Raw genomic sequence first — 23,258 nt, 5'->3', positions numbered from 1 at the left:
GTGTTTTGATCTTAATATTCGGTTGTATAAGAGATAATGCGTGCGTAAATACTTACGACAATTACTGTCTCCATACAGGCAGAAAATAAAAGCAGTGCTGAATTAAACATGACTATTTTTTCTGAAGGTAAGGGCGGAGATATCGGGGGCCATGAGACCCCGAATTTGCTTTCTAACTTTCACCCATCAATGAACTGGGATAAATATCAGTAAATACGTAGCGGAAGAGAAAGATAGCCACGTACACGGTCAGTATGGGCAATCCCCGCTTCGCCAGCGATCTGAATGCGGGTTGCTTTCTTGGCAACGGCATCGAATACCGAGCGAACCGCAGAACGGCTGATCAACTGACCCGCACAGGCATGGTGGCCCACACCAAAAGTCAGATTCATGCTGGTTTCTGGTGGACGTTTATGGTTGAACTCGTGTGGGTTTTCGAAAAACTCAGGATCTCGGTTCGCCGCAGCAATAACAGCACGCACTGGTGTGCCTTTGGTAACGGGAATGCCATCTATCTCGGTATCCTCCGTCGCATAACGAATCATTGAAATTTCGGCGGGATAAAGTCGGGTTAACTCATTGATTATCGCATTACGTTCTTCCGGTTGTGTACGATACAGCTCGAACGTTTCTGGTTCACGAGCAAAATGGTTAAGACCCGATGCAATGACTGTTGCTGGGTTAGGCGATCCAGAACCATAGAACAGCACCATCGTTTCCAATACGGCGCGTTCTGTCAGTTTTCCTTCGTCAGCCAGTTTAAGGAAATCATCGACCAGCCCCTGCGGACCAACGTTTGGATTGCTGCGTTTTTCTTTAATGTAATGAGCACAACGTTCAAAAAGATAGTCAAAAGATTGAGATGCTTTCTCTGTATCATCACGGCCAACACCATGACCCAGTGCATCCGTACAGGTCAAAAAATGACGATAAATTAGGCCAGCATCATCTTCCGGCACGCCAAGAGCACGGCACATGGTTGCATGCGGAGGAACGACTGCTAGCTCGTAAAACGCATCCATCACGCTACCGTCGCTGTAACGATCAAGAGCATTCTCCGCCAATTCAGTGGCAATTGTGACGTACTGGTTAACTAGTTTTGGTGTAAACCACTTATTAGAGTGGCGACGCAATGTTGTGTGCTCAGGAGGATCGCAATTCAGAACGGTATTATCAAAATTATTCCAAGGACCATTGCCAAAATTAGAAATACCCAGCGGCGCTTTTAGCCACGTCATGACATCGTGATAACGAGTAAGTACAATTTCACCATTTTCCATGCGGTACACTGGGTGCTCGGCGCGGACTTTGTCATACCACGGATACGGGTTTACGCGAAAAAGACGATCGGCCCATGGGAAATATTTATCCTGCCTTTCTGGATGTGCAAACATGAGTGGTCTCCCCTGAGTTTTAGTTGGCAATAATGAATTGGCGGCTTGCCCAACAGACAGCCATATCGCTGACAGCATACGGCAGTGCCGCATCGTGAAAACCGGGTTCACCCACTTGCTTGGCTCCCAGATCTTGCATCAGATTAATCAATGACTTGATCGCTTGGTTGTAAGTCTCATAAGTGCTATCACCTAGCCCAAACGCTGAAAACTTCACCCCTTTCAAATCTGGAGAAGAGGCTTTAAGGCTTTCGTAAAACGGTGCTGCCGTCATGGGCAGTTCACCCTCTCCGTAAGTCGAGGTCATCAGGATGATGTGCTCTTCATTTGCAATTTCAGCCACGTCGTAGGTATCCATCGCGACAGCGGTGGCGGTAATTCCTGAATCATTCAGCGCGGTAGCCATATCTTCCGCAGCCATTTCAGCATTGCCGCTTTCTGTACCAAAAATAATTTTCAACATCTAAAACCTCTGTTAGATAACTAAGTAACCGCTCAACACGATTTTCAGACGCGTGGGGCAAGAAACCGTTGACGGACTAGGACCCTGTTATTTCGCTACAGGAACTTGATTTTCCATAACGGAAAGCATTTCAGTTATGGACGTTGTTTTTTTTCTGCACCTTCCTGGTGCCGCAGAATGAATTTCATGCCGATCAAGTCGCTTCCATTGCTCAAACGAAACCGCTTTATGGGTAACAAGATGTTCAATTGCCTTTAATCCTGGTTTACCTATGTTTTGACGGCCGTTATGCAAATCCTCCACAATTAAAGAGGCGACCTCTGCGGCATCTCTTCGGTTCTCGGCAACCGTTCCTTTTGGGCCACGGCGTGCCCAGCCAACTGGATACGTTCCCGGCGTCAATGCTAACGAGTCACTCTCTTCGCTACAGAATCCTACGGCTGTTATCACGGTGTCATACTCGAGGTCTTCAACCGTTCCACCTTCGTTAAGTCGCAATGTCAATACGGTGGCTTGGTTTCGAGAAGAGATGAGAAGAGGGGCGGCACTGAAACGAAAATTGATTTCAACCGAACCCGATACAAGTGAAGATACCGCTTCTGTACTTAGCAGTAGGTCAGCGGCTGGGCAGTTAATGTCTAATGGTTTATTAAGCCAGTTGACCGTAGCCCCTTTCAGGTGGCAGATCTCACGTAGCATGGCTAGGTCAAATTTTGCAGACTCAATGGGAGAACGGCCAATTATGTCGATACGCCTGACATTGGTAGTACACAATTCAAGTCTCAGGTTGTCATCAACATCTGAACCTAAAAGCTCATCTTCGCTTTTAGCGATGAGTCTTACGATGTCCATAGCAACGTTACCGTTGCCTATCACAGCGACGCGATCTCCAAGAGGGCGAGTAACGTCTTGACCGTTAATGCTTTTGTTCGGATAGCCGTTCAACGCGCGCAGGAGCTTTCCTGCACCGATTACATTCTCTAGGTCATCCCCAGGTATACCTAGCCTACGATCTGAACTCAGACCGGTTGCAAAAACGACCACATCAAAGGCAACCATGAGTTCGTCCACGCCGAGATCCTTACCGATCTCAACATTACCCATAAAGCGCACACCACTGTGGGTAAATAAACGTTCGAATTGGGCAGAAACATTTTTTGTACCTTGGTGGTCAGCTGCTACCCCATACCGCAGGAGGCCATAGGGAACGGGTAACGCTTCAAACACAGTTATTTCAGCACTGGGTATGGATTTCTTAAGAAATTGTGCACTGTAGCAGCCAGCAGGGCCGCTACCAACGATCGCTATAGTGGGTGTCAGTTCGGACATATTGGCACCTTTAGAGGTTGCTATTACTATAATGATAAATTTACGAACGAACGGACGTTCGGTTTTCGTTTTGTTAAAAAAAACGACACATACTTGCAGTCGTCTTCGTTTAAACATCACGCTTATCTTGTGACATTGTTAATACATTTACATGCCAGGTATTAGGTGATCAAGTATTTTTTCCTGATAAATCTGTTTTATTTTCAATGGGTACGTTCAAAATGAGTGCAGTGTAACGATTAAGTGCACCATATAAATGCATTTGAAGTAATCAAGAATGTAACATTCCATTAACTGACTCTGTTTGTGTTATGAAAGAAGGCGAAAGTCATATCCTTACACTCAATTTCTACAATGGTATGAGTCAGTATCCAGAGATGAGTACTTGAGCTTTTTCGATCCAAAATGGTGCATCAAGGGAATGTGTACTAAAAAATTTTCTGCCTTTAACGCTGTGAAAAATTATTAATGACACCATAAGCAATATGGCATCACCACTCAGAACCTGAATATTCGTAGTATGGGATTAAATTTATCAACATGAAGGATGTTGTTACCCATCTCTATTCTCGTGTTGCTTGTGCCGTGCCAGCAGGTGACTGCCTTGCTCCCCTAATTCCCAGAACAAGCCGGTCATGATTGCTAATCCTTCTCGGGCGACAGATTTCAGTAGGTGTTCGTTGACGGCGTGCTGGCCGCATGCGGGGTAAGAGTGGGGGATCCACAGCGTTGGCAGACCGAGGATGTCAGCGAAGACGTCATTAGGCAGCGAGCCGCCCAGATTGGGTAACAGCGCGGGTTGCTTACCGCTGATTTGCTGCATCAGCGCCAGCGTCCAGTTTACCAGCGGATCTTCGGGGTTAAACCGCGTCGCTGGAGACGTGTTAAGCACCTCAACGTCTACCTGATCAAAGCCGTGCTGGTCGAGGTGTTGATGCACATGTTGTGCCAAATTTTTCCAGTCGGTGCCGACCACAAAGCGCAGTTGGCAAATCGCGGTGGCGTCAGCGGGGATCGCGTTCACCGGCTTGTTTGGGTTACCGGTAATGAACGACAGCACTTCCAGCGTGTTCCAGCCAAATAGCCGCTCGGCAGGCGTGAGTCCCTCTGCACCCCAGTTTTCATCAATCGCCGGATCGCCCTCGCTGCCTGCGGGATCAATCGTGCTGAGAATTTCCCGCAGTGCTGGTGTCAGCGGCGGGGGGAGCAGGGCGTCGATTTTCATCCGTCCTTGCTCGTCCACCAGACTGGCTATGGCGTTCGCCAACTGCGTACCCGGATTGCTCAGCAGCCCGCCCCAGTTACCAGAATGGTATGCCTGCTCACGTGCCTTGATGCGTAAACGGAAGTTAGCGCAGCCGCGAGAGCCGAGGAACAACGTCGGGCGTTCTGCATTAAGTCGCGGCCCGTCGGAGGCAATAAAAATATCGGCAGCCAGTTCCTGTTTATGCTGTTGGCATAGGTCGGCAAGCCCCGGAGAACCTATTTCTTCACCCATCTCGAACAGCAGCTTGCAGTTGAAGCCCAGACGCTGCCCGCGCGCCTGAAACACCTGCTCAAGTGCCATCAAGTTAATACTGTGCTGGCCTTTATTATCGGCGCTGCCGCGTCCGTACCAGTGGTTGCCTTCTTCCACCAATTCCCAGGGCATCAGCCCATCGCGCCAGTTTTCTTCATCACCGAAAACCACGTCGCCGTGGCCGTAAGAGAGCACTGTCGGTAGGTTGGGATCTTCAATGCGTTCGGCCAGCAGAAAAGGGGGATGACGTTCATCTGACGAGGCGATCAGTTTTACGTTGAACCCCATCGCCAGCAACGCGGGCTGGATCTCGTCAGTCAGATAGCGGTTCAGCGCAGGCTGGTTATCGGTTTTCTGACTCTCGCTGGTATGCGCAATACGCCGTGCCAGCGTCTGCTTAAATTCTCCGCGATCGAAACGTTCACAGGCGATACGAATAAGGTCTGCGCTGGTCATGCCTTTCCTTGCTGGATAATGTGCCGAAGTTACCGATATTTAAAGGAAAAACGAGCTTTGCAACAATAATAAAAATTGCAATTAAGCTTTGCTTTTAATATAAACCTCCGAGTCCCCTCGCTCTGTCTGAAAGGAAGGCCGGTATGCACAGCTCCGAGATTCGTTATTTTTTGGTGGTTGCCACCACCGGTTCGCTCAGCGCCGCCAGTCAGCACCTGTTTGTTGCCGTTTCTGCTATCAGCCGCCAGATTCAGCGATTAGAGGAACGCATCGGTGTGCCGCTGTTCGAGCGTCATGCACGCGGCATGGTGTTAAATGATGCGGGACGCATTCTGGAAAATCATGTGCGCAAGAGTATGATGGATATGGATGCCGCTGTGGCAGAGATTCAGGGGCTGAAGGCCAGTCGCCGGGCACTGCTGCGGATTGGCTGTACGGAAGGAATGGCGTTTGATCTGTTGCCGACATTGTTTGCGCGTTTTCGCCAACATGATCCAGATACCACCTTTGCGCTGAAAGTGGACTCGGCGATGCAAGTGTCCCAGATGATCCGTAACGGTGAAGTGGATATCGCGCTATAGTTTGCGCTGGCTCCCGAGCAGGGCGTGAATGTAGAGCTGGCGCTGCCTGCGCCGCTGATGCTGCTGATGTCGGATGAACATCCGCTGGCGCAGCAGTCTATTCAACTGGCGGATCTGCATCCTTTCCCGCTGGCGCTGCCGGAATCATCGACGACGTTACGACAGCTGTTTGACCTCTCATGCCGCATGAACGGCACCTTTCTGGAACCGACGCTGTGCTGCAACAACTTCACCACGCTCTATTACTATGCGATGAGCACGCCGGGTGCGGTCACCGCCTGTAGCTTCTATTCCGTGATGTATAAGTGCTTACAGGAACCGATGCGCCTGAAGCCGTTAAATATTAAGCAGCTCGACCAGCGTTCGCTCCAGATCCAAACGCTGGCTGGTAAAGCGCATGCGCCGCAGCAGCAGGCTTTTCTGGATTTCATGATGGCGGAGTTGCGTCAGGGGGAGGCGTACTATCTGAGTCACATGGCGACGGATATGGTTTGATACTGTTCATTGCCATCGCTTATTTCACTCCATCTCGATAATGTCGCGTTTTTGCTCGTCTTCGAGCTGGCGCAGGACGCGATACACCTGCGCTACCGCCTGAAGCGTTTCGCGCGGAATATAATGGCCTTCCGGCGTGGTGCGATACAGCGTGCGGGTCAGCCAAATGAAGCGAATCACCGGGATGCCCGCTTTTTTCGCTTGTGCGATGAGCTCCTGCGCCGCCTTGTTTTCACCTTTAAACAAAATGCGCGGCAGCGGAGTTTTGCCGGGGCGATAGTAGAGCCCCACCGCATAGTGCGTCGGGTTGACTAGCAGCATATCGGCATCTTCCAGCTTCGGCTTGGGACGCGGCGCGGCGGATTCGTTCGCCAGTTCATGCGCCAGCGATTTGCGGTGGCCTTTCATATGCGGATCGCCTTCGGAATCTTTGTGCTCGTTGCGTAAATCTTCGTGGCTCATGCGCTGCTGCTTGAGAAAGAAATATTTTTGCATGCCGAAATCCAGTGCCGACAGCACCAGCAGCGCCGTTAGCGTGGTGCGGGTAATGCGCGTCAGCAGCGCTTTCACCCCTTGCCAGAAGCCGTGCAGATCGCCATAGGCTAATTCAACCAACGCCTCTAATTCCGGTACCACCACTTTATAAAAGACCGTACCGATCACCACCGCCTTTAGAATGTTGGTCAACATTTCCACCAGCTTGCGCATCGAAAACATCTGTTTGAACTGGTTGATTGGGTTCAGCCGATTGAGATCGAGCTTCAGCGCTTCGGGCGCGAACAGCGGACCATACTGGAGCCAACCACCCGCGATGCGTAACAGCACGGCAATTGCTGCAGACAGCAGGCAGAGCGTACCCGCCAGCACAGCGGCGTCATGAAACACTTCTTTCGCCACCTGCGCAAACGGTGTGCCAAGCCGTTGCAGCGGCAGCTGTACCAGCGTTTGCAGTTTCCCCATCGTGCTGTCCGCCAGCGCCAGTACACACTCCAGCAGGCCGACGCAGATCAGCAGCTTGGGCACATCCTGACTTTGCCCCACTTCCCCTTTGCGGCGTGCGTCTTCCAGTTTCTTCTCTGTGGGTTGTTCCGTTTTCTCACTCATCGGTTCCGCCTTGTTAGCTGTTCGATGCGGTAAAAAGCAGCGGGAGCAGGTGTTTGAGATCCGGCAACCCTTGAAGTTTGTGGTCGCCTAAATATTGCAGCACCGGCAGATAGATGATGAAAAATGCCATCCCGACCAGACATTTAGCCGGAATTGACAGAACGAACACTTGAAGCTGTGGGCTATACAGGCTGAGTAACGCAATGCTGAACTCTAATAGCAGCAGTAACGCTACCAGCGGCCCGGCGTAGACCACCAGATGAGTAAAGGTGTCGGCCAGCAGGTTGAGATACACCTCAAACCCTTTTTCGCTCGGCGCAGGCAGCCAGGACAGTACCGGCCAGATCTGGTAGCTGTCCCAAATCAGCTGTGTCAGCCCCTTTAGGCCGATACCGACAATCAGCAGCAGAATTAGGGTCTGTTTCAGTAGATGACCGAGCGGCGTGGCATCCGAGCCCAGCGCGGGGTTGAGCTGGCCGCCCATCAACGCACCGCGCTGGTTATCGAACAGCGCCCCGACAGACTCAAACAGCCAGAACGGCATCGCCAGAATGAGTGCAATCAGCAATCCCACCATGATTTCTTTGAACAACAGCGCGGGTAGCATCGGCCAGGAGAGCGGGGTCAACAGGAGTTGCTGCTGCACGATGGGGGCGGGCAACAGCGTCAGGGAAATCACCACGGCGTTGCGCATCATGCCTTTCAACACGTTGAGTGAGAAAACCGGCACCAGAATAAAGCAGGGATACAGCCGGGCGATGCCGAGTGTAATGGCGATGATAAAGTCGTAAACGTGCTGAATGGTGGCGATCATGCGGATTTATACCCCAGTGTGCGCAATCATGTTGAACGCGGTAATGGCTAATTGCATCAGCTCTACGCCAATCCAGCGGCCACAGAGCGCGAGCGTCAGCCCGACAGAGATCAGTTTGACGGCAAAGGGCAGCGTCTGATCCTGCAATTGCATTACCGCCTGTAGCAGTGAAATCAACACGCCGACAATCACTGCAACCAGCAGCGGCGGAGCAGAGAGCAGCACGACCATCACCATGGCCTGACGGAAAAGCGTGATTATTTCCATCGCGGCCTCACAGGTAGCTGTAGAACAGGCCGTCTAGCAGCCGTGTCCAGCCGTTGACCAGCACGAACAGCAGCAGCTTTAACGGCAGCGAGAGCGTCATCGGTGCGACCATCTGCATCCCCAGCGCTAACAGCACATTGGAGACGATGAGGTCGATGACGATGAACGGGATATAGATCAGAAAGCCGATTTTGAACCCAGCCTGTAGCTCCGACAGCACGAAAGCCGGAATCACCAGCAGCAGGTTTTGCGTATTCACCTTCTCGGATAGCGAGGCAGGCCACATTTGCAGGCTGTTCTCATGCAAATGGGTGAGGATATCCGGGTCAACGTTGCGCGACATAAAGGTTTGCAGCGGTTCCAACCCGTAGGTCACGCTGGCCTGAAGCGAGGTGATATCGGTCATATCCAGCGGTTTTTCCTGCACGCGCTTGCTGATGTCCTGAAACACCGGAGCCATGACAAACATCGTTGCCGCAAGGGCGATACCGTACAGCGCCATATTAGGCGGTACCTGCTGCACCCCGATGGCGTTGCGGGTAATCAGCAGCACAATCGCAATCTTCAGAAAGCAGGTGCAGACAATCATCATCAGCGGAATCAAAGAGAGCGCGCCCAGAAAGAGCGCAAACATCAACGGATCGAATGCGCCGGACGTCATGGTGCCAGCTCCTGTGCGGCGGCGTGTTCTTCATCCTGCATTGGTAACATAGGTTTCGGCGTGGAAAAGCGCTGGGTAATCTGTAGCCCCAATCGGCCTTCCACATCGACCAGATCGCCGCTCGCCAGCGCGATATCCCCGTGATACAGCCAGGCTTGCCCCGGCACCACATCGCGCAGCGTCAGCACGCTACCGCTGGCAAGATGTTGCAATTCCGCCAGCGTCATCGTCAGGCTGCCGCAGCGAATGTGTAAGGTGATCGGCAGCGGCGGTAAACTTTCAGTGACATTGTCACTATCGAGCGTAAATTCAAACGCCGATGTATCGGAGTTAGGATCGGCTAGCATTATATCGGTCGCGGTCGCGGGCATTGAGACAGTCTCCATGTCGGTAACGGTAAAAATATAGGGCGCGTGTTCTGCGAGTTGCAGCGTGCCGCGAAGGCGGAGCGTGCCGGATGACAGCGTTCCCTCGCCGGACGGCGTAAACCACGGGCGATTAGGGAGAACTATGTCGCCAGTTTGGAGGTGTTGCAGCGTGGTAAACGGCAACACGACGTCAGCCAGCGTCAGCGGGATAGCGATAGTCATTCCTGCGGGTAGCGCACGGCGCTGGCGATGCCATTCAGCAAGAGAAAATAGTTTTAGCCAGGTGGCGTCAGCAGCCTGCATCCTGCTGCGCACCACAATCCCGTTCCAGCTCACGTTGAACCAGGCGCAGAGTGCGGCACTATTGCTGCATTGTTGGGCGCTGTGTTGTTGAGGGCTGTACTGTTGGGTGTCGTGCTGTTGTGCAGAATCACGTTCTTCCGAGGTCGCTGCCGTTGGATAAATCTCCCCCACAAGCGACCGCAGCACGGGGTTCAGCGACTGGTTGTAGAGCGTCCAGTACCACGTCTGCGCCGCGTCGTCGTCTTCGGTAAGGGGCAACAGCGGGCAGTCGGACAGCAGGCTGAGCACAGGAAACGGATCGGTCAGTGAGAAATTGCCGATATCGCTACGCCAGTTGCTTACCTGTGCGGCAGACGTTTCCTCTATCTGCTCACCCTTATGTGCCAGTTGAAGGTGCAGCCAGCCAGCCAGCCCATCGCGGACAAAAGGCAGCGATAGTCCGGCGGCCAGCGTCGATCTGATGCGGGCGTGTTGTATGCGCATGATCGGCAGCGTCAGCGGTCTGACATGCAGTGAATTGAAGTCGAGTGCATTCTGGCTCATCGCTCATACTCTCTGGCGTCAAAACGCAGGTTGATAGGGCAATCCAGCGCGGTGGCTATTGCGCGACGGCACGCTTCACGCCGATCTTTTAACTGGTGGTAACTTTCCCGGCTAAAGCGCAGAGAAATGTCCCAGCCGCGTGGCACCATATTGGCTAAACGGGCATCGATGTCGCCCAACTGCGGTAGTTGCAGGCTAAAGGCAAACGGTGGGGCGCAAATGTTGTCCATCGCCTCCATCAGTTCGCATTGCAGTGGCTGCCACTGTGACGGTGTCACATTTTGTGGGCTTTCTGGTGCCTCGCTATACAGCGACAGCGACGTGCTGATGGGGTTGCCCTGCGGTAACGCGATAGGCGTTTCCTGATAGAGCGCGTCTTCAAAGCCGTCTGAAAACGTGAAGGCTTCCCAGAAATCGGTATGTTGCGGGTCGTCTGCGCGTGAGGATTTGCCGTGTAGCGTGGCCTGTGCGTTCTGTGTTGCCTTGGACTCGGATGACGCAATCTGTCGGTTATTCATACGTGCTCCTGAGGTAACGTAAGCAGATACTCCAGTTTCTCCACCGCCTTTTGACATTGGCGGGTCGCGTTGCGGGCGTCATCAACCTGACGCTGCTGGTCGTCGTGCTGCTGCTGTGTGGCCTGAACCTGCTGCGCTTCTGCCGCTATCTCGCCGAGTAAACGCTGTTCGGCGGAAAGGTGTTTTTTCAGGTTTTCCAGCGTTTGGCGTTGTCCCTGAGTCTCTTGGACAAACGCGTCACGCTGTGTGTGACTGGCCTGTCGCAGCGCCTCGACCTGCTGCCGGTGATGGCGTTGCTGCTCCGCAATCCTGATAAGCTGCTGTTCTTCCTGCCGCTGCTGGCGCTCGCTGCGGCTTAAGCGCTGGCGGCGTATCGGCATCAGCAGATTCAGCACGCTTTGTAACTCGGCATCACGTTCGGTGTTATGGGGCATAGCGGCTGACTCCAGCGAGCTGTTGTTGAATCACGCCATAAGGCATCGGTTCACGCATCGACTGGCGCAGAAACTGTGTGATCTCTGAATGGGCGTTGACTGCCGAATCGGTTAATTCGTCATGACCGGGCTGGTATTCGCCGAGGCGGATCAGCATCTCGACCTGTTTGTAAGCTGCCATCAGACGCCGTACGCCGCCCGCATTGCGGGTGTGATCGGTATCCACGACGTTACTCATGGTACGGCTCAGGCTGGCGAGCACGTCGATAGCCGGATAATGCCCTTGTTCCGCCAGACGTCGGGCGAGCACGATGTGTCCGTCGATCAGCGAACGAACTTCGTCAGCGACCGGATCGTTCATGGAATCCTGTTCGATCAGCACGGAATAGAGCGCGGTGATGGCACCGTCTTCCGTTTGTCCGGCACGTTCGACCAGACGCGGCAGCAGCGTATAGACCGACGGCGGTAGCCCGCCTCGCCCCTGTGGTTCCCCGAGTGCCAGACCGATTTCACGCTGGGCGCGGGCGAAACGCGTCAGGGAATCAAGAATCAGCAGCACCTGACGGCCTTCTGCGCGGTAGGCTTCGGCGATGGCGGTGGCAGTGAATGCCGCGCGGGCGCGCTCCATACTGCTACGGTCGGAAGTCGAACATACCAACACGGTGCGGCTACGCAGCTCGTCGTCCAGTTCGTGGTCGAGAAACTCGCGTAGTTCGCGCCCACGTTCGCCAATCAGCCCGAAAACGATGGTGTCGCACGGCGTATTACGCGCCAGTTCCGCGAGCAGCGTGGTTTTGCCGCAGCCCGCACCGGCGAAAATACCGACGCGCTGACCCTGACCGATGGTCAGCAGGCCATCGACGGCGCGTAATCCGGTGGGGAGCGGCTGGCTGATGCGCGGTCTGGAGGTCGGCGGCGGGGCATCGCCCAGCACCGGCTGCGTGCGCCCCGTGACCTGACCCGGTTCGACAAAGGCGCTCTCGCCGCCGTCTTCCAATGCCCGACCAAATCCGTCCAATACGCTGCCCAGCAAACGTTCTGACACCTGAATACGGTGCGGCTGATACAGCGGCGTCACGGTCGCACCTTGTGCAATGCCGTCCAGCGCACCGAGTGCGGAGAGGAAAGTATTGTCCGGGCTGAATCCAACGATTTCGGCCATCATTTGGCTGTCATCCTGACGCGCCACCCAGCACAAATCGCCAATACGTGCCTGCGGCAAGCTGCACTCCAGCAAAATACCGCTGACGGCCATGACGCGGCCTTTTTTCTCCACCGGCGCGTAACCCGCCAGATGCTGGCGCTGTCGGGCGACCCACTGATCGAGCAGCGGAAAAGAAGAAGATTGTGTCTGCATCACCAGTTCACCGTTATCTGTTGTCTGCCGCTGAATTCAATCTGGTGCTCGTCAATTCTCACCAGACGCAGGTTGTCGATCTCATCGCCGATGAAAAAGCGCTGACCATCTGCCGTAACGACATTGGCGCGTGACCCGCTGGTTACCTGAATGATCTGAAACGGCAATTGCTCCGTTTTCAGCTGTGTCCGGTTATCAACGGATAGCGCGGTTCTATAACGTTGGTGGAACTGGGCGAGCATCCGTTCCAGCTTTTTTTGATCGTCTGGCGTTAATTGCCCGGTGAGCGTGAGGCGATCCTGATACGCCGCCACTTTCACGGCCGCGCTCAGCTCCCGTTCCTGCAACATAATCCGCAGCGTGCTTTCTAACTGTGGCAGCGTGCCAAGTGGCTTGCGGGTATCCTGCGGCGGCGGGGCGGCAGGCATTGCGACGCTCTCCTGTAGCTGCCAACTGCCCACCATCACCAGCAGCAATGCGCCGAGCAGCAAGTAGCAGGCTTTGGCCCACAGCGGTAGGCGCGGCGCGGGTGCAGTGGTGGGAATGGGCACAGTGGTATGAACTGGTGAGTCATCGGCGGGGATATCCGCAGAGGGGATGTCCTCTTCCGTAGACAGAGGCGTTTCATTGTCATCAGGCCAGGGGGTATCGGCGGCTACGATGCAGAGCCAAATTTGCCCCAGTGCAAAAGGGGTACCGGGCGGCAGCGCGTTAATGTATTCGACGGAGTGGCCTTCCGCATTAGACAAGGTGCCATCCTGTGCGCTAAGCGCCCAGCCGTCTGCGGCCTTCTCCAACTGGCCGTGATAAGGCGCAATGCCGGGATCGTAGAGCACAAGGTCGGCATCATCGGCTGCACCGATGCGCCAGGCGTTTCCACAGAGCGGCAGCGCCGCTCCGCGATGTAAACCAGTCAGCACGCGTAATTCAAACATGGTGTCTTCCTATGCGCTAAAGGGATCAGGGGAGTCGTAAAGATCAAGGCGTCCAATGACGTTGATCGACAGGGTGGATTCCAGTTCGGTGAAGGACAGCACGGGGACGTGGTGAAATTCGTCCTGTAACAGCGTGCGCAGCGGGCTGCGTAAATCCTGTGCTACCAGCACCAGACTGCTCTGTGACGAGAACGGTGGAAACGCCTGCCGCAATTGGCTGAGCAGCGTTGAGGCGTAGTCTTGCGTCAGGGCGAAGAAGGTTTCGTTCTGCGTCTGGCGTAGCGCATCGCGCAGCAGCTCTTCGCTTTCCGGCGTCAGCAGCCAGACCGCGAGGTTGTTCTCATCGCTGTACTGGTGGCAGATTTGTGATTTGAGCGCCAGACGCACGTAGTCGGTCAACGCCAGCGTGTCCCGTTCGTGTTGGCCGACTTCAATCAGCGCTTCGGCGATAGGGCGCACCGACCGCAGCGGTACACGTTCGGAAGCCAGCCGTTGCAGTACGCTGGCAAAACGCGAAAGCGGCATGATGCGCTGTAGCTCCTGCGCCAACTCCGGCTGTTCACTCTCCAGCCAGGCCAGAATAGATTTGGTTTCCTGTAAGCCGATGAACTGTGAACCTGTGCGGTGAATGGCCTGTTCCATGCGAGCCAGAATCAGCTCATCTGATGTCCAGCGCGGTATGTCGTCCGGCTGCTGGGCGACATGCGCCAGCGGCAGCCATAGCCACTGGCTTTCATCCCGTAACGTGTGGCCTGGCGTGGCGATCGTCGCGTCAACCTGTTCGATGGCTCCATTGGCAACCGCCAACTGGTCGGTGACAAATGTGGCTTTAACGTAGGGAATTTCATAGACACAAAACTGGAATTCATCTTCCGCCAGACGGTCGCTGAATTCGATATCAAAGGACGGCAGCGTAAAGCCAAAGCGGTAGACCAGCCGATTACGCAGGCGACGGATATTCTGCACCAACACCGTCGCCGTCGGCTGCCCTTGCCAGACCGGATGAAACAGCAGCAGGTAGGCACGCGTGGGGTTGAAGCGCCGTAGATCTTGATAACCGTTCTGTTCGGCAGGCATGTTGTCCGCTTCCAATTGGTTGGCATCCAACTGGCCTTGTTGTTTGATGCGCCAGAGCTGAAACAGACCGCTGCCGAGCGAGGACAAACTGATGGCGACAAACACCAACGTTGGCATCCCCGGCAGCAGTGCAAATCCAAACATGCCGATGGAGGAGATGATCCACGCCTTGGGCTGGCTGGTGAGCTGCTCCGCTATTTCCCGACCAATATTGGCATCCACTTTTTGCCCGTCGGCCGAAACGCGAGTAATGATCATCCCGGCGGTCAGTGAAATCAGCAGTGCCGGAATCTGGGCGATCAGCCCATCGCCGATGGTCAATACCGAGTAGACGTGCATGGCATCGGACGCGGCCATATTGTGTTGCAACACGCCGATGGCAAAGCCGCCGATCATGTTAATGAACACGATAACCAGCGACGCAATCGCATCGCCTTTAACGAACTTCATCGCGCCATCCATTGCCCCGAAAAGCTGGCTTTCTTTCGCCAGATTTTCCCGCCGCTGCCGTGCCTGATGGGCTTCGATTAACCCAGCGCGGAGATCGCTGTCGATGGACATCTGTTTACCTGGCATCGCATCGAGCGTGAAGCGTGCCGCCACCTCGGCCACACGTTCAGAGCCTTTGGTGATGACCATAAAATTCACTACCGTCAGAATCAGGAAAATAACCAGACCGACCGCCAGATTCCCGCCCACCACGTAGTTACCGAAAGCCTCAACGATATGGCCGCCGTCCTGCTGGAGCAGAATTTGGCGCGTGGTGGAAATGGAGATCGCCAGCCGGAACATGGTGGTTAGCAGCAGCACCGCCGGAAACGTCGAGAAAGCCAGTGGTTTAGGCAGGTACATCGCCAGCACGATTAGCAGAGAGGAGGCACAGATATTAAGCGCGATCAGCACATCGATCAGTCCGGTGGGCAGCGGGATGATCATCATGAAAACGATAGACATGACGATCACCGCGCCCACCACCTCCGAGCGCTGCATTGCACTCAGCGCAATACGATTTAGCCAGATAATCAGCAGATTCATGGCTGCCCCTTATCCGGCGTGTGCGGGGGCTGTTTTGGCTGTGCCAGATCATCATGCTGAGTATTTTTGGCTTGCTGTTTCTCGTATTGGGCGATATCGCCAATCATGCCGCGTATCAGTTGGAGCGCCGTTTGCCGATTTTTGCTGTCTCGCCACAGCGGATGTGGCAGGTCGCTGACGAGCGGCAGCAGGGCGCTGAAAAACATAGCCTGATGTTGCACCTGTGTACCGGCAACTTCCCGACCGAGATTATGCAGATCGCGGGCGTAGGCGCCGTTTGCGCTCAGGCCAATCAAACGACGCGTCAATTCCACGGCACCCAGCGTAAACGCGGGCACTTTGTTCGCCAATCGAGTGAGCAGCGTCTGGCTGGATGACAGCGTGTGGCTCAGGTGACGGGAATCGTTGAGATTGCTCAGCATCTTGCTGAGAACGGCTTTTGAAATAGACGGCGTCAGCGAGGCGATATCCGCCGCTAATGCGCGTTGCAACGTGCGCAGCCCAATGGAAAATGTCGCGGCGTCAAAGCGTTCCAACAGGGAGTCCAGCAGCGCACTGGCCGACTGCTGATGCACGATTTTCTGGTAGTACAGATCGCGCATCGCCTGTTTTTGTTCCGGCTGCGTACTGAACAGAGCAATGGCCGTTGCCGTATTCAGGCCAGCCCGAACTTCCGGCCCTTTCTCTTGATGCAACTGCTGTAGCGCATTTTCTGCCGCGGTTGCCAGCTCAGGCTGCTGCGCTGATTGCTGCTGGATGTGGCGCAGCAAAATGTCCCCGCGTGCCGGATCGTTGCCTGCGGCCTCCAGCACAGAATCAATAGACGGTGAACCTTGCCGCGTCAACAGATCGCGCATGCGGCTCAACTGCTGGTCGAGGGTACTTTGTGACGGATTTTCCAACATTTTGAACAGTTCCGTCAGTTTCTCGATCCGTTCAACGTTGGCAGTGGCACGCGCTTCTGGCTGCTGGGCGATTTGACGCCGATTCAGTGATTTACTCCTACGTTCGGCCTGCTCGCCAAATGCCATGGCGACCTCCTCCATTGAGGTAGAGAGTGGAGAACCGGGTGAAGCATGAAGCGAACTCGTCTGCTGTACCGCAACCTGCGGCACGGGATCGTCATCCACGACGACAGGGCGCGGTAGGGCGCTGCTAGTGGGAAGAACCGTCGGTATTTTGATCATGATGTCATCCTGAATGAACCGGCTACGTGTCGTGGTGTGAACGTGCAGTGATATGAATGTATTGCTGTGTGGACGCAGAAAAGGATGGGTTCCCCGGTGTGAAGTCATCGGAGCAGGCTGAATTTGATGGCGGATTGGATTAAATGCCGTTTTACTGATTGCAATAACTTGCAATTTCACGCCGTTGGCGTTGGCAATAAGTGGCGCGATAAAAAACAAAATTAAAAATAACTGATTAAAAATCAGTGGAATAAAAATTATTTTGGGCTGGCATAAGGCTTGCTCTTCCGTTTTTGCCAATAGGGCACAACAACGGAGAGTCAGCAAATGGAAATGTCTACCAAACACACCGAACAGACCCCTTCGCTTTACCCGGCGCTAGCTGTCGATTGGGAACAGGTGTTTCGTCAACACGGAAAGAAATTGCATAACTTTATCCGCAAGCGCGTCAGCAACCATGATGACGTTGAGGATTTACAGCAAATGACCTATCTGGAAGTGCTCAAACATCAGGATAAATTTGCGGGGGCATCGCGGCCGGAAACATGGGTGTTCGGCATTGCTCTCAATCTGGTGCGCAACTATTTCAAGCAGGCACGACAGCGCGCTCAGGAAATGGGCGATGAGATGCTGGAACATATCGCGATAGAACTCGATCCCGGCGCGATTACCGAAAGCCAGCGAGCCCTGAAACGCGCCATGGATGCTATCGTCTCATTGCCTGAGGATACTCGTCAGATGCTGATGCAACTGCTGGATACCGATGCCAGCTACCAGGATCTCGCGTTGCAGTTGGGGATCCCCATCGGTACGGTGCGGTCACGACTGTCTCGTGCCCGAGGTGTGATCCGTCAGGCCGTTGAATCCTGACGCTATCCCACGGGACGAAAGGACGTGTCTGCCGCCGCCGTTTTTCACTGCTTGATGTGGTGACCGCCTGATTCAATAGGGCGGTTGCCGCTCAGGACGTAGGTCGCACGTTGTGATATCAGGTCGCGTTTAGCCGTTGCAGGGTTTCCTGTCCATCTTCTGGAATGTTGAGACGCCGTATTGCGCTACCTGCACCGCGGGTGGCTGCACCAATGTCTTAATTCAAAATAAGGAGATGGCAATGATGTTTACCCAACCTTTTCGTTCCGATGAACAAACCAAGGCCCCCGAACTGGAGCTAGTAGATTTTGCGTTTGGCCGTATCAAGGATGCGATTTATATCGTCAATGCAGATCAGCGTTTCTGTTATGTCAATGAGGCTGCCAGTCAGACGCTGGGCTACAGCATCACGGAGTTTATGCATCTGAGTGTGGTTGATATCGATCCCTGCTGGGCCGCCGAGCATCGCTCGCCCGATTGGTTGCTGGAGTATGAATCTGGCGTGGGTACCACTTTTGAAACCCGGCACCTCACTCGCTACGGTATGACTATTCCAGTCGAGGTCAATCTAACGCATTTCCAACATAAAGGACGCAGCTACAGCATGTGTGTAGTCAGAGATATCAGGGAACGTAAACATATCGAACAGTTAGCTTACGCGCGAGATCAGGAATTTCGCGCGCTGGTAGAAAATTCACCGGATTTGATTATTCGCTTCGATCCCAGCCTGAATTGCCTGTATGCCAATCCCGCCAGTTTGAAACATTTGGAATTTACCGTAGAGCAACTTCGAGGCCGAATGATTACGGAGTTGATGCCCGGAGCGGGGTGTGCCATCCGCATGGAACAGTTGGTGCAGCAGGTTGTCGATACCCGCAGCAGCGCGGAAGGCGAAGTGATGGAAGAGCTAGGGAAAGGCGATCAGCGTCATCAAAGCATTCACCATATTCGCTGCGTGCCGGAGTTCGATCAGCGTGGCGCTCTGGTTTCCATTCTGACCGTGGGGCGGGACATTACCGCCATTCGCTATGCGGAGAAGACGCTGGCCGATTCACATATGCAACTGCGCTTACTGGCACGCCAGCGTGAGATTTCACGCGAGGAAGAGCGCAAGCATATCGCACAGGAAATTCACGATGAGCTTGGGCAACACCTGACCACGATTCGCATGAGCCTGTCGCTGATGCGCATGTGCTTTGCCAAGAAAAATCCAGAGATGCAGGCGCATCTGCAAAAGTTGATGCAACTGACTGACCAAACGATTCAGGTGGTGCGTAATGTCTCGACGCGACTCAGGCCGAATGTATTAAATATGGGGCTCACGCCTGCGCTGGAATGGCTGTGCGACGAATTTAACCGACACTACAGTGCAACCTGCCTGTTGCGAACGCCGGGGGAAACGTTGGCACTTAATGATGAAAGCACTACCGCGGCATTTCGTGTCGCTCAGGAGTCGTTGACCAATGTGGCGCGTTATGCTGCTGCCACACAGGTGATCATTACGCTGGAAAATCAGCAGGACTGCGTTGTGCTGTGTATCAAAGACAACGGTAAAGGGTTTGATTCCCGCGCGAAAAATAAAAACGCCTTCGGTCTTATGAGTATGAAAGAGCGAGGTCGCATGCTGGGGGGCGAAGTCATCATTGAAAGTGCACCCGGCAAAGGCACGCAGGTGCAGTTAACGTTTCCTAAAAATGGCTATCTCCGTTAATCGCGGAACAAGAATAACAAAAGGAAGAAATGAGCGATGGACAAACAAATACGTTTAATGATCGCAGACGATCACGTCATTATGCGTGAAGGACTCAAGCAGATCTTCGCGCTGGATGACTCGCTGAGCGTCGTCGCTGAAGCCGGAAACGGAGCACAGGTGCTGGCGCAGTTGCGCAGCGTGGCACCCGATTTGCTGCTGCTGGATATGTCGATGCCCGGTATCAGCGGTGAAGCGCTGATTTCGCGCGTAGTGGCGCAATATCCGCGTCTGCCGATTTTGGTGCTCAGCATGTACAGCGAGGCGCAGATTGCACAGCATGCCCTGAAAAGCGGTGCCAGAGGCTACATCACCAAAGATAAAGACCCAGAGGCGCTGCTGGCGGCGATCCGTCGTGTGGCGCAGGGCGCCCGCTATATCGATCACACCATTGCCGAGCAGCTGGTTTTTTCTCATTATACCGAGGGCGGCAGAGCCGAGCACGACGTCCTGACGGCCAGAGAGCACCAAATCATGATTATGTTTGCGCAGGGGATGGGGATTAACACCATCGCCAATGAGCTGGCCATCAGCAACAAAACGGTCAGTACCCACAAAGCGCGCCTGATGGAAAAAATGCAGTTCAGTACCAATGTGGAGATTGTTAAATACGTCTTTAGCAAGAAGCTCATTCCCTAGCAATGGGAGCCCGAGACGATAACAGATAAAAGGGATTCAACAGTCGATGAATCCCTTTTGCTGAAGCTAACGTTTTCCTGACAATCCCTTTTCGTTTTCCTGCGAATCATCTGGAAGAGTAACGGGCTGTTTTTACTAATTTTGGCCGATTGTTTGTAGTCATTTCCCTACAAATCCCTCTGAAATTCCTACCTGATGTTCAGCGATGCCTGATGGTTTCATTATTCAATGACGGTAATGATTGTCATCGTTCCACCAGTGATGAATCGGTGTGCGCTACGCGGAGAAATGCGGTGGTTCGCCCCACGTTATGGAAAGCAGTGAGTTAGCCCGTTTGGGCCCCAGGAGTAGTTAATGAACAATCATTACCGTCAGGACAGACAGCACTATTCATCATTAAGACATTCATCATCAGAGAATTCAGCATTAGAAAATCCCCCATTAGCAAACCGATCACTCGAATATTCCTCGTTACCGTCGAGCTATTCCACCTACACGGCTGAGGATATTCACTCATCGTTGTCGCCAATCATCAATGTTATTGCTCCTCTCAATGTCGACATCGTTCTCGAAGGTGAAACGGGTACGGGGAAAGACACGCTGGCAAACCGGATCCATCAAATTTCTCAATGCAGCGGCCCTTTGGTGGCGGTGAACTGTGCCGCTGTGCCGGAAAATCTGGCTGAAAGCGAGCTGTTTGGCGTGGTATCGGGTGCGTATACCGGCGCTAACCGCTCCCGCGCCGGTTATCTTGAAAGTGCAGACAAGGGAATACTGTTTTTGGATGAGATCGACAGCATGCCCATGACGCTGCAAGCCAAGATGTTACGCGTGCTGGAAAGCCGCGGCGTTAAGCGGCTGGGGAGTACTCAGTTCACCCCCGTAGATATGCGTGTGATTGTGGCGACGCAAACACCGCTGCTGCAACTGGTAGAGAAAGGATTGTTTCGACGCGATCTTTATTTCCGTCTGGATACGGTAAAAATTCAGTTGCCGACTCTGCGTTCCCGCAGTGATCTCATTCTGCCGCTGTTTCAGCGTTTTAGTCAGGAAGCGGCGGTACGCCTGCGGATGACATTGCCGCCGATGACGGCGGAAATTGACGAGCAACTGCTGACCCACAGCTGGCCGGGCAATATCCGTGAGCTGAAAGCGGCGGCCGATCGCTGGGCAATGGGGCTGTCGCCCTTGGCTGAAATTCAACAACTACTGCATCCACGCCCTTTGCAGCTCAAAGACCGTTTAAAGCGGATTGAAAAGTTTCTGATTCAGGATGCGCTGCGCCGCCACGGCCACTGTATTGACGATGTGATTGTGGAGTTGGGGATCCCCAAACGAACGCTCTACCATCGCCTGAAAGTGCTTAACGTGACGGTGCGAGAAATGTGCGCAGGGGGCGGGGAAACGTGTCAGGCATGATAAACGCATGACGATCGTTTAAACCGATCGTTTAAACACCCATATACCGTGGACGATGGAAGTAGGTCTACCTTTGACGGTAGACCTACTTTCAGGTTACGCCGTTTCTATCGGTGGGCACTGATAGTGATGGATATCTGGTAGATCGCATAATGCTACCGCTTTACTGAAATACCATCCTTGTATCATCGCTGAAGGGCACTGCTGAAGGATATAAGCGGCCTGCTCGCGTGTTTCTACCCCTTCGATAATTACGGGGACGTCCAGTTTTTTGACCAGGGTGAAGAGCAGGTCCGCCATGGCGGCATTAACCGAGTCCGTACCAATGGCACCGACGAAAACTTTGTCGATTTTGATCATATCAAACGGTAAGTGGCTCAGATAATCCAGATTGGAATACCCCGTGCCGAAATCATCAAGCGCAACCTTATAGCCCTCGCGTCGTAATGCCTCAAGACCGTTGGCCAGCGTCTGGTGGGATGTGCTCGACCGCTCGGTAAGTTCTAACATGATACGCGCTCTGTCTATCCCCAGTTCGTCACACATCTTCTGTAGGAAATGGTGATAGTCAGGCGAAACAATATCGGTTACCGACAGATTAATACTGAGAAGGAAGGGGGGCTCCTGCGTGAGGTACGGCTGCATATCATGCAATGCCTGACGCGTAATGATCCGAGTGAGCTCCGGTAAATAGCCCATTTCTTCTGCAATATTGATGAAGTATTCCGGCGAGACGTTGTCGCCGTGCTCGTTTCTCCAGCGGGCCAATGCTTCTACGCCAATAATGGCACGCTGTGGCAGGCTGATCAGAGGCTGATAATGCACCTGAAACCGTTGGTGTTTGATCGCGCGTTTTAGCTGTGATGGCAAAGCCTGATGCCGATCGTAGTAGAGCTGATAGGAGAAGGTAGAGCTGGCACCAATCAGCAAACCGAGAAACAGAAGAGAAGCGATGACATACCAAGGGTGATACAGAATACCTGCGGAATCCAACTGAGCCAGTACGCAGATATCTCGGTTCTGCGCACAGAAAAACGTCTGGCGTTTTCCCATGGTCAGCCACGCGTTATTCTGCTGCCGTGTTTGCCTAAACGCAGGCAGATCAATGTCGCCAAATTTTTGATAAACATGGTCCAGATTACGTGTGAGTAGCATCGCACTATGCTCGGCCGGCGGCTGAGTGAAACGGCGAAATGCAGCGGCGGCGGTGATGGTGACCACACCGTTGAGGCTTGCCATATCTGCGGTAATACGTGGATCAACCACATCCTTCATTGCGGTCCACAGTTGCACGCCATCCGGCGTCGTCAGGTTCGGTGGCAGCAGATAAATAGGAGGATTGAGCATCCCCCAGCCAGCAGAGCAGATGAGATAATTATTTTTGATACGTCCGATATCGCGTAGATAAACGGAGTAAAAAGAGATCAGGCGTAATTCTTTTAGATCGGCACTGGAGCACGGGGTGTTATTCAGCGTCAGAACCCGGTTGATGGTTTCCCGGCCTTCATTCGCGACGGCGATTCCCTGATCGAGTACCTCCTCGCTATAGTGCAGTAGTTGTGTTTGTTCCATCCTGGCGACAATGGCTTGCCCAAGTAACAGGGCTAGCAATGCGCTGCCAAGTGAAATTGAAACCAGTCTGAACCACAATCCAGTATTCGTCGTTAAGGCGAGCATAGCGATCATCCGGCAGCATGACGGAAATAAAAGCGGCATAGATTCAGATATCGCATCCTTGCC

General features: G+C 53.7%; 20 protein-coding genes and 1 pseudogene. 5 read left to right on the top strand and 16 right to left on the bottom strand.

Going from position 1 to position 23,258, the window contains the following annotated elements:
• Nucleotides 1-206 precede the first annotated feature (206 nt).
• The 4 genes from GZ59_RS12190 to GZ59_RS12175 all read right to left on the bottom strand — a co-directional run bounded on the left by GZ59_RS12190 (nt 207) and on the right by GZ59_RS12175 (nt 5,161).
• Complete coding sequence (locus GZ59_RS12190) at nt 207-1,394, bottom strand: cytochrome P450 (RefSeq protein ID WP_039292083.1); 1,188 nt, start codon at nt 1,392-1,394, stop codon at nt 207-209.
• Between the two features lie 19 nt (nt 1,395-1,413).
• Nucleotides 1,414-1,857 (bottom strand): flavodoxin domain-containing protein, encoded by a 444-nt coding sequence (locus GZ59_RS12185; protein ID WP_011093634.1) that lies wholly within the window; start codon nt 1,855-1,857, stop codon nt 1,414-1,416.
• Nucleotides 1,858-1,944: 87 nt separating this feature from the next.
• Nucleotides 1,945-3,186: an FAD-dependent oxidoreductase gene (locus GZ59_RS12180; RefSeq protein ID WP_011093635.1), complete on the bottom strand. Its 1,242-nt coding sequence runs from the start codon at nt 3,184-3,186 to the stop codon at nt 1,945-1,947.
• Between the two features lie 553 nt (nt 3,187-3,739).
• Complete coding sequence (locus GZ59_RS12175) at nt 3,740-5,161, bottom strand: M20 family metallopeptidase (protein ID WP_011093636.1); 1,422 nt, start codon at nt 5,159-5,161, stop codon at nt 3,740-3,742.
• A gap of 143 nt (nt 5,162-5,304) precedes the next feature.
• Between GZ59_RS12175 and GZ59_RS12170 the strand changes: the two are divergent.
• Nucleotides 5,305-6,237 (top strand): annotated as a pseudogene (locus tag GZ59_RS12170) (LysR family transcriptional regulator).
• 24 nt (nt 6,238-6,261) lie between these two features.
• Here the strand turns inward: GZ59_RS12170 and sctU are convergent.
• From sctU to sctW, 11 genes are read right to left on the bottom strand one after another with little or no spacing between them, the layout of a single operon-like run.
• Nucleotides 6,262-7,341: a type III secretion system export apparatus subunit SctU gene (sctU, locus tag GZ59_RS12165; protein ID WP_011093638.1), complete on the bottom strand. Its 1,080-nt coding sequence runs from the start codon at nt 7,339-7,341 to the stop codon at nt 6,262-6,264.
• 13 nt (nt 7,342-7,354) lie between these two features.
• Complete coding sequence (gene sctT, locus GZ59_RS12160; RefSeq protein WP_011093639.1) at nt 7,355-8,155, bottom strand: type III secretion system export apparatus subunit SctT; 801 nt, start codon at nt 8,153-8,155, stop codon at nt 7,355-7,357.
• Between the two features lie 6 nt (nt 8,156-8,161).
• Nucleotides 8,162-8,422 (bottom strand): type III secretion system export apparatus subunit SctS, encoded by a 261-nt coding sequence (gene sctS, locus GZ59_RS12155; protein WP_011093640.1) that lies wholly within the window; start codon nt 8,420-8,422, stop codon nt 8,162-8,164.
• Nucleotides 8,423-8,429: 7 nt separating this feature from the next.
• Entirely contained in the window at nt 8,430-9,083 is a 654-nt protein-coding gene (gene sctR / locus GZ59_RS12150) for a type III secretion system export apparatus subunit SctR (RefSeq protein WP_011093641.1), read from the bottom strand.
• Nucleotides 9,080-10,297: a type III secretion system cytoplasmic ring protein SctQ gene (sctQ, locus tag GZ59_RS12145; protein WP_011093642.1), complete on the bottom strand. Its 1,218-nt coding sequence runs from the start codon at nt 10,295-10,297 to the stop codon at nt 9,080-9,082. The genes sctR and sctQ overlap by 4 nt, the downstream gene beginning before the upstream one ends.
• A complete protein-coding gene (locus tag GZ59_RS12140; RefSeq protein ID WP_011093643.1) occupies nt 10,294-10,815 on the bottom strand; it encodes a type III secretion system HrpP C-terminal domain-containing protein in 522 nt (173 codons plus the stop codon). The genes sctQ and GZ59_RS12140 overlap by 4 nt, the downstream gene beginning before the upstream one ends.
• A complete protein-coding gene (locus GZ59_RS12135; RefSeq protein ID WP_011093644.1) occupies nt 10,812-11,249 on the bottom strand; it encodes a hypothetical protein in 438 nt (145 codons plus the stop codon). Before GZ59_RS12135 ends, GZ59_RS12140 begins: the two co-directional genes overlap by 4 nt.
• Nucleotides 11,239-12,606 carry a type III secretion system ATPase SctN gene (gene sctN, locus GZ59_RS12130; protein WP_039292078.1) on the bottom strand — a complete coding sequence of 456 codons (1,368 nt, stop codon included), beginning with the start codon at nt 12,604-12,606 and terminating at the stop codon, nt 11,239-11,241. The genes GZ59_RS12135 and sctN overlap by 11 nt, the downstream gene beginning before the upstream one ends.
• Nucleotides 12,606-13,541 (bottom strand): FHA domain-containing protein, encoded by a 936-nt coding sequence (locus GZ59_RS12125; protein ID WP_011093646.1) that lies wholly within the window; start codon nt 13,539-13,541, stop codon nt 12,606-12,608. Before GZ59_RS12125 ends, sctN begins: the two co-directional genes overlap by 1 nt.
• A 9-nt stretch (nt 13,542-13,550) precedes the next feature.
• Nucleotides 13,551-15,653, bottom strand: a complete 2,103-nt coding sequence (sctV, locus tag GZ59_RS12120) for a type III secretion system export apparatus subunit SctV (RefSeq protein WP_011093647.1) — start codon at nt 15,651-15,653, stop codon at nt 13,551-13,553.
• Nucleotides 15,650-16,840, bottom strand: coding sequence for a type III secretion system gatekeeper subunit SctW (sctW, locus tag GZ59_RS12115; protein ID WP_011093648.1), 1,191 nt, complete (start codon nt 16,838-16,840; stop codon nt 15,650-15,652). The genes sctV and sctW overlap by 4 nt, the downstream gene beginning before the upstream one ends.
• 327 nt (nt 16,841-17,167) lie before the next feature.
• On the opposite strand from sctW, the gene GZ59_RS12110 reads away from it, so the two are divergent.
• The 4 genes from GZ59_RS12110 to GZ59_RS12095 all read left to right on the top strand — a co-directional run bounded on the left by GZ59_RS12110 (nt 17,168) and on the right by GZ59_RS12095 (nt 21,518).
• Nucleotides 17,168-17,710, top strand: a complete 543-nt coding sequence (locus GZ59_RS12110) for an RNA polymerase sigma factor (protein ID WP_011093649.1) — start codon at nt 17,168-17,170, stop codon at nt 17,708-17,710.
• A gap of 241 nt (nt 17,711-17,951) precedes the next feature.
• Nucleotides 17,952-19,421: a PAS domain-containing sensor histidine kinase gene (locus tag GZ59_RS12105; protein WP_039292073.1), complete on the top strand. Its 1,470-nt coding sequence runs from the start codon at nt 17,952-17,954 to the stop codon at nt 19,419-19,421.
• 36 nt (nt 19,422-19,457) lie between these two features.
• The gene (locus GZ59_RS12100) at nt 19,458-20,099 is read left to right on the top strand and encodes a response regulator transcription factor (RefSeq protein WP_011093651.1); all 642 of its coding nucleotides are present in this window, start codon (nt 19,458-19,460) and stop codon (nt 20,097-20,099) included.
• 354 nt (nt 20,100-20,453) lie between these two features.
• Nucleotides 20,454-21,518 (top strand): sigma 54-interacting transcriptional regulator, encoded by a 1,065-nt coding sequence (locus tag GZ59_RS12095; protein ID WP_011093652.1) that lies wholly within the window; start codon nt 20,454-20,456, stop codon nt 21,516-21,518.
• A 96-nt stretch (nt 21,519-21,614) separates the two neighbouring features.
• On the opposite strand, the gene GZ59_RS12090 is transcribed toward GZ59_RS12095, so the two are convergent.
• On the bottom strand, nt 21,615-23,195 hold the full coding sequence (locus tag GZ59_RS12090) for an EAL domain-containing protein (RefSeq protein ID WP_039295075.1): 1,581 nt from the start codon (nt 23,193-23,195) through the stop codon (nt 21,615-21,617).
• Nucleotides 23,196-23,258: the final 63 nt, after the last annotated feature.

The sequence above is a fragment of the Pectobacterium atrosepticum genome (assembly GCF_000740965.1).
In the GTDB taxonomy this organism is placed as follows: domain Bacteria; phylum Pseudomonadota; class Gammaproteobacteria; order Enterobacterales; family Enterobacteriaceae; genus Pectobacterium; species Pectobacterium atrosepticum.
This window is presented reverse-complemented; position numbering and strand designations above follow the sequence as displayed.